The sequence below is a fragment of the Zavarzinella formosa DSM 19928 genome (assembly GCF_000255705.1).
Classification (GTDB): domain Bacteria; phylum Planctomycetota; class Planctomycetia; order Gemmatales; family Gemmataceae; genus Zavarzinella; species Zavarzinella formosa.
In genome coordinates, this window is record NZ_JH636440.1 from 911,308 (window position 1) to 921,005 (window position 9,698).

The 9,698-nt window shown below is 59.2% G+C and carries 8 protein-coding genes and 1 pseudogene; 1 reads left to right on the forward strand and 8 read right to left on the reverse strand.

From position 1 onward, the window contains the following. From BGIM_RS65820 to BGIM_RS57510, 8 genes are all read right to left on the reverse strand, one after another. Positions 1 to 713, reverse strand: a 713-nt coding sequence (locus BGIM_RS65820; RefSeq protein ID WP_193788982.1) for a hypothetical protein, incomplete at its 3' end; no start/stop codon positions are given. Between the two features lie 34 nt (positions 714 to 747). After that, positions 748 to 1,419 (reverse strand): hypothetical protein, encoded by a 672-nt coding sequence (locus BGIM_RS67130; RefSeq protein WP_020470576.1) that lies wholly within the window; start codon positions 1,417 to 1,419, stop codon positions 748 to 750. Between the two features lie 149 nt (positions 1,420 to 1,568). Continuing rightward, the gene (locus BGIM_RS67135) at positions 1,569 to 2,276 is read right to left on the reverse strand and encodes a hypothetical protein (RefSeq protein ID WP_020470577.1); all 708 of its coding nucleotides are present in this window, start codon (positions 2,274 to 2,276) and stop codon (positions 1,569 to 1,571) included. Positions 2,277 to 2,303: 27 nt separating this feature from the next. Then, on the reverse strand, positions 2,304 to 3,692 hold the full coding sequence (locus BGIM_RS0115005; RefSeq protein ID WP_020470578.1) for an ABC transporter permease: 1,389 nt from the start codon (positions 3,690 to 3,692) through the stop codon (positions 2,304 to 2,306). Between the two features lie 2 nt (positions 3,693 to 3,694). Then, positions 3,695 to 4,987: an L-lactate MFS transporter gene (locus BGIM_RS0115010; protein WP_020470579.1), complete on the reverse strand. Its 1,293-nt coding sequence runs from the start codon at positions 4,985 to 4,987 to the stop codon at positions 3,695 to 3,697. Between the two features lie 167 nt (positions 4,988 to 5,154). Further along, positions 5,155 to 6,237, reverse strand: coding sequence for a DUF6268 family outer membrane beta-barrel protein (locus BGIM_RS0115015; RefSeq protein WP_020470580.1), 1,083 nt, complete (start codon positions 6,235 to 6,237; stop codon positions 5,155 to 5,157). 145 nt (positions 6,238 to 6,382) lie between these two features. Beyond that, positions 6,383 to 8,278 carry a DUF1559 family PulG-like putative transporter gene (locus BGIM_RS57505; RefSeq protein WP_029630068.1) on the reverse strand — a complete coding sequence of 632 codons (1,896 nt, stop codon included), beginning with the start codon at positions 8,276 to 8,278 and terminating at the stop codon, positions 6,383 to 6,385. Positions 8,279 to 8,361: 83 nt separating this feature from the next. Beyond that, positions 8,362 to 8,985, reverse strand: coding sequence for a precorrin-2 dehydrogenase/sirohydrochlorin ferrochelatase family protein (locus BGIM_RS57510; RefSeq protein WP_072022260.1), 624 nt, complete (start codon positions 8,983 to 8,985; stop codon positions 8,362 to 8,364). Positions 8,986 to 9,296: 311 nt separating this feature from the next. Here BGIM_RS57510 and BGIM_RS50450 point away from each other — a divergent pair. Continuing rightward, positions 9,297 to 9,698 (forward strand): annotated as a pseudogene (locus BGIM_RS50450) (transposase); the annotation flags it as partial.

Here is a 9,698-nt window from a genome sequence, read left to right on the forward strand (position 1 = left end):
GACTTCCCAAGGATCAAATCGAGTGCCCAGCACCCACGAACATGCGGCCCTTCGGCGCGAAGGTGGCTCAAGATGTCTTCGTTGTCGCAACCGGCGTCTTGGAGGGCGTCTGCCAGAATCGGCAGACGGTTGAACGCCTGATCCTCGTAGGCCCCGGCGGCGATCATCCTCACATCAAATGTCAACCAAGCAGGTTCGAGAATCACCAAGTGGGAGGAGGGATCGCCGAATATCTCTCGGATCAGTCGGCAACTGTCTGTCAACTCGGCTTGTGACAGGAGGCGAACAGGTTGATCGCCGGGCGGATCGCCAAACGGGTGAGGAAATACCAGCGTTCTTGCGGCACTGCCGGGTTCCTTGAATAACAGAGTCAAGACTTTCACCAACCGGGCCAATTGCCAGTTACCTGTCGGAATCGCCTCTTCATAATAAATCCGCCGTAGCTCTTCCAATTGCCGGGCGACTTCCTCGTTTGACGCCCCATGCTCGGCACGCCTCCAAGCAAGTCCGACCGCCGGGCGAAGGATATCGAAACCTGCATCCGTCCACAATCTTTTGCCCGCCATCAGGACAAACAGGATAAAGCTTCGGTCGCTGATGATCTTGTCTGTTCGTGACCGATGCTCATCGAGCCGCTGCAAACTGCCAACCTTCCATAAATCATCGATCATTCGCTCAGGATCAGAGCAACGAATCCACTCGCGTTTCCGCATGTTCATCCTTTGTCTGTCGGTCTGTCCGTAAACTTCAAGATTTCCCAAGGATCAAATCCAGCACCCAACACCCTCGAACATGCGGCCCGTCGCCGCGAAGGTGGCTCAGGATATCCTCGTTTTCGCAACCCGCGTCTTGCAGGGCATCAGCCAGAATCGGCAGGCGGTTGAATGCCCGGTCTTCATAGGCCCCGGCCGCGATCATCCGCACATCGAACGTGAGCCAAGAGGGATCGATGACGATGGGACGGAACGGATTGCCGAAGATTTCTCGCATCAACCGGCAACAAGCATTTAACTCGGTTTGAGATAGGAGACGGACAGGCTGTTTGTCTCGCGTATCATAATACGGGTGAGGAAATACCATCGTTTTCGCGGCATGATCAGGCTCAGTGAATAGAAGAGCCAAGACATTCGCCAATCGGGCCAGATGCCTGTTGGCTGTCGCAAACGCCTCATCAATAATCTTCTGCAAATCTTCCCTCTGTTGTGCAACTTCTTCGCCTGGCACCATGTGCTCGGCCTGTTTCCAAGCGAGTTCAATCGCCGGGCGAAGGATATCACTTCCTTCCTCGGTCCACAATCGTTCGCCCGCCGTCAAGACAAACAGAAAAAAGCGCCTGTCGCTGATGATCTCGCCTGTTCGCAACTGATGATCGTTCAATCGTAACAAGCCACTGCGAAGCCTCCACAGTTCATTCATCATTCGTTTGGGATCAGAACACTGAGCCCATTCTCGCTTCTGCACATTTGCCTCCTCAGTGCTTCTGCATCTGTTTTGGTTGTCGAGCCAGTCGCCAAGACAAACATCTGAATATGCATGTTCATCCCTGCTTCCTGCTTGCCAGTCCAACTTCAAGACTTCCCAAGGATCAAATCCAGCGCCCAACATCCGCGCACATGCATGCCATCGTCGCGAAGATGGCTCAGGATATCATCGTTGTCGCATCCGGCGTCTTGAAGGGCATCAGCCAAGATCGGCAGGCGGTTGAACGCCCGGTCCTCGTAAGAACCGGCGGCGATCATCCGCACGTCAAACGTCAGCCAAGCGGGATCGATAGTTACGAGGTGGAAGGGGTTGCCAAAGATGCAACGAGTGATTGGCTCCGAAAGCATCTCGGGATTGGCATGGGTCAGAAACTCGTTGAAACTTGAAGTGGCGAATTCTGCGGCATTTGCCGCAATCCTTGCTGCGTGATACGAAATTCTCATTCCGTTCGCACAAACAATTTCTTCATCTTCAACCCTGTCTTCTTCCAAAAGCCAGCCTATGTCGATTCCGCGTTGTTCCCACCGATATTTTTGCTCTTTTTCGTCAATCGCGAAGACAGCGCCCTCCGCCCTAAAGTTGTAAGTGTGCAAATCCTCATCCGAACAGAGTCCGTCGGCGTAAGCCTCGCTGGCAAGCACCGCTTCTTGACTCCGGGGTGACACAAGCCAATCCCACACAACACGACAACATCCACATGCAAACAGCCGCAACTTCCGGTCGCTTGCTTTGCCTCGGATAAAGTTCAGCATCGGCTTTGGATCGGCACACGCCAGCCATTCGGCTTCGGTCATCGAATGCCCTCCGAATCCCTTCTCCGTTCACATCGACCGCAACGCAATGATCGGCTCCAGCCGAGCTGCGCGTCTAGCGGGCAACAAGGCGGCCAAGGTGGTGACGCCGGTGGCGAAGAAGATGGTGGTGAGCGGGAGCCAGAAAGGGAACTCGAAGACGGTTGACACGGTGAAGTGGCCGTGGCTTTGTTCGTTGATGAGGTGGGCGACGAAGCGGTCCGCAGGGAAGGTCAGGCCCCAGGCGGCGGCGAGGCCGAGGGCGCCGCCGAGGAGGCCGATGACCGTGCCCTCGGCCAGAAACAGCGCCAGCACCTGCGTCCGGGTGGCGCCGACGGCCTTGAGGACGCCAATCTCGCGGGTGCGTTCCACGACGCTCGTGGCCAGCGTGTTCGCAATCCCGAGGGCGGCGACCGCCACCGAGATCATGGCGAACAGGTTTAGCCCGGCCGCGATCAGCGTCACCTCCATTTTCTCCGAATCGTATTGCGGCAGCATTGAGTGCGTCCGAAACCCGGCCCCCTCGATGCGGGCGACCACGGCCCGGAGATCGCCGCCGGGTTGCAAATAGACGGTGCAGCCCGCGTAGCCCGCCCCCTGATTGCCCGGCGCCCGCTCCCATAGCCGCTTGCCGGCACCGACGGGGAGAAACACATCCGCCTGATTCAACGGATACCACGAACGGCCGAGCGTGGCTTGTTCCTCGTTGGTCATCGCCCGGAACACAGCGGCAAGGCGATATGTCCCGCTTGCCCGTGGCATGAACGGCCCCAGCCGACGGCCGACGGAGATTCCCACCGGCTGGCCGATGGCGGCCGCCAATTCGGCATCCGTCCGCACGCCGAGATTGAACAGAAAATGTTCGCTGACGATGATCCCTTCGTCGTTGTCGTCGGCCGGCAGTTCCCCGGCGACGAGGCGGGAGGCGAGGTTCATTCGGCGAACCGGGAACGCCACGACCATCTGGTCCTGTGATTGATCCCGCCAGCGAAGGGTGGAGTAAATTTGAATTCCCGCGACCACGTCGGCCACATCGGGGATGGCCGACAGTTCTGCGAGACGGGCATCTGTCAACAAGTTGGCCGGCCGGCGGGGATGAAGTTGTTGATATTCCCGCACCAGCATTTCCCGCACACGATCCCGCCTCGGCCCGTTGATGCCGGCCGGAACGGCGATCATCTCCGGGGGAATGTCCTTCTCCGGGACAAGGTCGTATTCCGGCGCCCGCACCTCGACCTGCCAATACTCCGCCCGCAGCTTGAGTTGACTGTCCACCATGTGGCGCAGGCCGATGCCAAGCGAGATGGTGAAGGCTAGCGCGCACGCCCCGACCGCGACGCCAACCACCGTCAGGGCGGATCGCAGTTTTTGTCGCCACAGGCCCCGCACGGCCAAAACAAAATGGTCGGTGAATCGCAAGACTACTCTCCCGCCAATAACGGCCGTTTCAATATCCGGCTAATCACGATGGCCAAGGCCAGAATCCCGGCCGAGATGTAAAAGGAGAGTTCAAGCGATCCCCTCTGATCCTTGATGTATCCGGCCACTTGGGGCATAAAGAACCCAATGCCCCAGCCGAGGAACACCAAGCCGTAATTCGTGCCGAGGTTCCTCGCCCCGAAATAGTCGGCCGTGAAGGCGGGCAACAGGGCCAGGCTGCCGCCGTATTGCCAGTAGATCACGCCGACGACGATGAAGAGAAGCACCACTTGCCCCGACTCCATGATCATCGGCAACAGGGCCAGGCACACCACCGAGACCAACCCGTTGATGAGATAGGCATTCGCCCGGCCGATGCGGTCGGAATACAAGCCCGTCCCCACGCGGCCCGAGGCGTTGACGAGGCCGCCATACGAGGAGAGCAACCATGAGTAGGTGACGAAGAATGCGGCCGAGCCGCTGACGGTGGCCGTCTCGTTGAGAATCGTCTTCGCGTTGCCGATCACCAGCAAGCCTGATTGGGCGGCGCCGAAGAACATGAACACCAAGCCATAGAACTGGATTGTTTTCAACATCTGCGAGGCCGACCAGTTCGCCGAGGTCATCGCCTTGGGCTTGAACGTCGCGGGGGGAGCTGGGGGAATGTAACCCACCCACGGAACCTTCAAAAATTGGGCGGCCGTGATGATGACCACCCCGAACAAACAACCGAGGCCGATGAAACTGCCGGTGAGGCCAAATTCCTTCAGCAGATGCTCGGCCAGCGGCGAAATATAGATGGCCGCCCCGCCGAAGCCGCCGACGACCAAGCCGACGATCAACCCGCGTTGGTGCGGGCCAAACCACTTCACCGCCGCCGGGGTGGCCGCCGCGTAGCCGAGGCCCATGCCGATTCCACCGAGCAGGCCGAAGCCGATCAGCAAACCTTCATAGCTCTTCGTCAGTCCGGCGACGATGCACCCGGCCGCGAGGAACAAACCGGAAAGCGTCCCCCCGACACGCGGGCCATATTTGTCCTGTATCCGGCCGCCGGGGATCATGCACAGCGCGAACACGAAGCCGCAGATCACATAGGCCCAAGTGGCTTGGGCATTGGTGAGATAGACCCAGCCTTCGTTCAGACCGGTCATCGCCTCCCCGGCCGGATGGTCCTTCTGCACCAAGGCCGCCCGCCAGACGCTCCACGCATAGAGGATGCCCAGACACAGGTTGATGGCCGTGCCCGCCAGCGTGACGACCCACGCCCGCAGGGGAGGTTTGCCCGAAGGATACATCAGTCGGTTACTCAGAGAGGGAGTGCGAAAAACGGCCCGTCACACCGTTTTAGCCATGAATTGAACACTGAGAAGAAGTGAGAGGCAACAAAAGACTCCCGGCCGCTTGGTTGGGGCGGATTGTCGCCGAATTTCCAAGCCTCTTCGCCAAGACACTTGAAATAACATCAGAACCCGATTCCAAAATTCAGCCCGATAAACGCCCCGGAGGCGACGTTCACGCGGTTGAAGGCACTGCCGCCGCCGGTGCCGATCAGGTTTTGCCCCTCGCCGTAATAGCGGTCGAACGCATAACCCGCCTGCAAATCCAGCGTGGCATGGTTAAACACATTCCATCTCACGCCGCCGACCAATCGCTTTTCGTAACTCAGAAAGCGGTCCTTTTGCACCACGCGGTCGGCGAGATAATAAGCCTCATTGAGCCACTCGAAGCCGCCGTAAACTTGCAGAGGCTGCGCCACACGATAACTGATGCGGGCGTTGACGTTGGTCACCGGCATGTACGAGAGGCTGACCGACAGGTCGTCAATCGGTTTCCAAGTCACCGAAAAGGGGATGCCGATGTTCACATGCCATTGCTCGTTCGGGTTCCAGGAATAGGCCACCCCCGGAATCGGGAAGTTCACATTCCCGACGGGCGAGTACATGAGAAAGAACATCCAGGAATCGCCATCCCGCATGGCCGGAACCCGCAAGAACCCGCCGCCGCCGACGTTTAATTCCTGACTGCTGTGAAACGGCTTGTCGCTGGCCGAGCCGAAATTGGCCATTAGCCCGCCGGACCAGCCATTTTCAAACTGGTGCATGTAGTTCATGCCGAAATTGACGTTCCACAACTCAGCCGGGAAAGGCTGGCCGGTGTCCGGTAGAGTGGCTTTGGTGAAAAATAGCGTGTTCCGAATGTTGGTGTTGAAAATGACCGCATCGCCATCTTCTTTCCAAACCGGCAACGCGGCCGAGAGGCGCTGACGCACGAAGCCGAGATCTTCGCCAGTCGAGGTGGTCCGCCCCGGATACCAAGTCACCCCATAACCGGGCATCCCCATTCCGCCGCCGCCCATTCCCATGCCGTTCATTCCACCCATGCCACCCATGCCCATGCCGGTGGCATCGAACCCGGCAGCCTTGGCTGGCGGCGCCGGGACAGGCTCGGCCACCGGTGGCGGGGCCGATTGGTCTTGCGCAAACGCCGGGGCGGCCCCCAAAAGGGCCGCAAGAAAAGCCAGTCGGATAGATCCCTGATCCCTCAAGATGAATCCTCCACAGAATGACGCGGAGATACACCGGAAGGCCAAAATCAACAACCGCATTCTCACGCGCGGCCGGGCAAATGATGAAGGGCCAGGTCGGAGAAAAATGGGCCGACAGATGATAAATTAATGAGCGCCGGCCTCATCAATCAAGCGGGATCGTTTCGTTGCCATCTTTGGTGATCCAAGCCCGCAGGCGGTCTTCCGGCGTGTTGCCCCGGATGAAGCGGACGGAGGTGTCGCCCAACAGGGCGTTAAAGCCGCCACGAAAATGGCCGCCGAGTTTCGGCAACGGAAGATCCGGGCCATATTCCAACGCCTCGGGCATCGTCCACGGGACCGACTCGGCGGCTTCCACCACCAAGAGGGTATTCGAGGTGCCGTCGCTCATCGACAGCATCGTCGGCCCCTCCTGGCCATCCACGAACATCGCGGAGGGAGTCACGCCGGGGCGGCTGGCAAACACGCGATAATAAGTGTGGCCAATCGGCGTTTTCTTCGGTTTGGATTTGAGCGGCGGTATCTCATAGACCCTGGGCATCATTGAAAGCAATTTGATGTTGTTCGGCCCGTCCCAAGGCTCGTCAAAGCGATACATTCGATACAGTTGCTCGTATTCCAAATAAGGCAACAAAAGCACCCGCCAGCTTACCGGATGTTGAAACGGCGGCATCGGACGATTAACGCCGGGGAAACGGCCGTTCGCGTCGTTGAAATTATGCATTTCCAAGCCGATTTGCTTCAGATTATTGCTGCTCTTCATCCGGGCGGCCGCCGCGTGAACGGCTTCGACGCTTGGCATCAATAAGGCCACCATCAACGCAATCACACCGCTGACATATCCCAAAAACACCGCCGGCCGGATTGTCCGGGCGGCGATCTTGAGGCGGGAAGGCGAGCCGCAATTTCGCCGGAAGGATCGATATTGGCTCCCCAAATATAGGTAAAAGAAAAACAACAAGAGATAGCTGGCGTATTGGCCGATGAGCATATCGATTAACACGCCAGCTATTATTCCGATGGAAACGCCCGCGATGATCTCGAAGATCAGCCAGGTGTTTGTTTCCTTGAATCGCTCCTCCGGCATTTGCTCCGCGAGGACGCGGGCGCTCAAGTCCAAACCGGCGGGATCGCGCGGCAACCGGTTTCGGAATGCTTCCGCTTGCTTTTCAAACTCCTGACGGGCTTTTTTGCCGTCGCCCCAGGCGGCCACGGAGATATCGTCAAGAGCCGCCGGGCTGTCCGTTAGTTGTCGAATTTGTTCGAGCCAAGCCTCCGGTTCCTCGCTGTCGCGCACGACAAACAAGATGCGTTTCATCCCGACACATTTCACACACAGCCGGATCTCGGCCACAATCGCGGGCGTCATCTCGGCAATGTCGATGATGACTCCCCGGACCTCGGACAACGATCGCCAGAGCCGCCCCTTCCACTCCCGGCCGGCCTCCAAGTTTAAATATTGCGGATTGGCATACTTCAACATGAAGACCAGATAAGACATGAACCGCACCACCCGCAGCATTCGCCGCCTCGGCTCGCGGATGCCGGACACGCGATAGAGCGGATCAAACACCCGCTCGATTGAGGTGCGGATGCCGCCAGTCTGGCGGTCGCTGCGGAAGGACCGCAAATAGATGATGTCCGTCGGCCCGGTCGGCAGCAATTTGGCGACGCCGTGCATCCAGACGACATTGATGAACCCGGACAGGAACACCACCATCGCCATCACATAGCTTTCCTCCAACACGCACATGACCGTCAACGCCGGCAGGAACGTGGCCAACGCCCAATTGAGGCCGATCACCACCTTCCGCAACACCCGCAACGGGTCGGCCAGCGGTTCAGGCAGGTTTGGCGAAGGGAAGAGTTCTTGCGAAGACGAACCTCGCGGGGGATCACGATCCGAAGGCGGTGACGGCATCGAAGAAGCCTCTGCCTCCGGCACGTTTCGAGGTTCATCCCCGGTGAATTGATACCCGCATTCGCAATGAGTGGCCGTGCGGGGAGATGTCTTCATGCACTTGAGGCAGAGCAATTCCATCGTTCACCGAGCATGTGAAGAAGGGGGATGAAATTGACTTATCTATAATTTCCATAAATTCAATAAATTATAATTAATTTCCATTACCCCTCTGCTGCCTGTCGAACCAGTTCCCGCATTTGTTCGCGAGCGATTTCCAATCCCTCGGATTCGATCATCCCCAGCCATTTTGGGTCGCATAGCTCGGCGAGGAGGTCATTCCGGCGTTCAGGGGCGGGCACGCCCGCCCGGATTTCGGGCCGGAATTCGGCGAGGAGTTCCACCCAGGTCACCCATGATTCATCCACCAGTTCGCCGATCATCCCCGCAATCCGGCGGGCCAGAATCGGCGAAGCTCCTGAGGTGGAGACGGCCACTTGAATCTGGCCATGCGTGGAGACGGCGGGCAACACAAAATCCCCCGTTTCCGGATCGGTCGCGGAGTTGACCCACACCCGCGCCGCCCGTCCGTCGGCCACCACCCGCGCGTTCACCTCGGGCGTGGCGGCCGCGAAAACGAGTTCGGCCTCCTCCAAATGGCCCGGCTGATATTCCGCGTGAACCCAATCCACCGGCCCGGCCACGTCGCTCCACGGCGTCATCGGACTGACCACCCGCACCACCGCCCCGGCTTGCAACAACGCATGAGCCTTCCGCCGCCCGACCGGTCCAGAACCAATCACCACACAACGGCGGCCTGTGAGTCTCGCAAACAGAGGGAAATCCATGAGTCAGGTTCCTGGAGAGATTAATGGTGTCGAGAACGGCCTCATCCTCGCCCTTGAAAGGCAACTTCACCCCCCTAACCCCCTCTCCTAAAAGAGAGGGGGAGCAAGAGTGTGCAACTCTCTGTCAAAGGCTTCCGGTCTTCGTCGGCCGGTTTGGTTCCCCCTCTCCGCTTCGGAGAGGGGGTTAGGGGGCTTACAAGGGTAGGTTTCCGGCGGGTGTGTGAGCCGTGTTCGCTAGAGGCAAGAAATGGCGTGGCTGGCGGGGTCGGTTAGACTGAAGTTACCACACAGCAGTCTGCGGACATTCCGTCATGCCACGCCATTCGCCAGTGTATCAATGGACCGAACGCGTTTCCGCCGGTTTTCCCGAACTTCCCCGGCCGACGGCGGCCGTGCTGGCGTTGTGGGCCTACGGCCTTGTCCTGGCCCACGGTTGCGGGCTGAACGCGGTCGTCGTTCACCTCGCCCCCGTCCTTGGCCGGGCCGCCAACACCGTGCGGCAGCGACTGCGGGAGTTTAAACCGGCCGCCCGCAAGAAGGGCCGGAACCGGACCGAACTCGACCCGGCCGCCTGTGCCGGACCGCTGTTGCGCTGGATCACCCAAGGCTGGCCCGAACGACGGCTGGCCCTGGCTTTGGACGTGACCAACGTGGGGACGCGGTTCCACCTCCTGACGGCGGCGGTTTGCTATCGCGGCTGCGCCGTCCCGGTG

Coding starts and splice junctions, on each gene's coding strand:
- BGIM_RS57510 (WP_072022260.1), bottom strand. CDS start 8,985: ATGGATTTCCCTCTGTTTGCGAGACTCACAGGCCGCCGTTGTGTGGTG.
- BGIM_RS67135 (WP_020470577.1), bottom strand. CDS start 2,276: ATGACCGAAGCCGAATGGCTGGCGTGTGCCGATCCAAAGCCGATGCTG.
- BGIM_RS0115010 (WP_020470579.1), bottom strand. CDS start 4,987: ATGTATCCTTCGGGCAAACCTCCCCTGCGGGCGTGGGTCGTCACGCTG.
- BGIM_RS57505 (WP_029630068.1), bottom strand. CDS start 8,278: ATGGAATTGCTCTGCCTCAAGTGCATGAAGACATCTCCCCGCACGGCC.
- BGIM_RS67130 (WP_020470576.1), bottom strand. CDS start 1,419: ATGATGAATGAACTGTGGAGGCTTCGCAGTGGCTTGTTACGATTGAAC.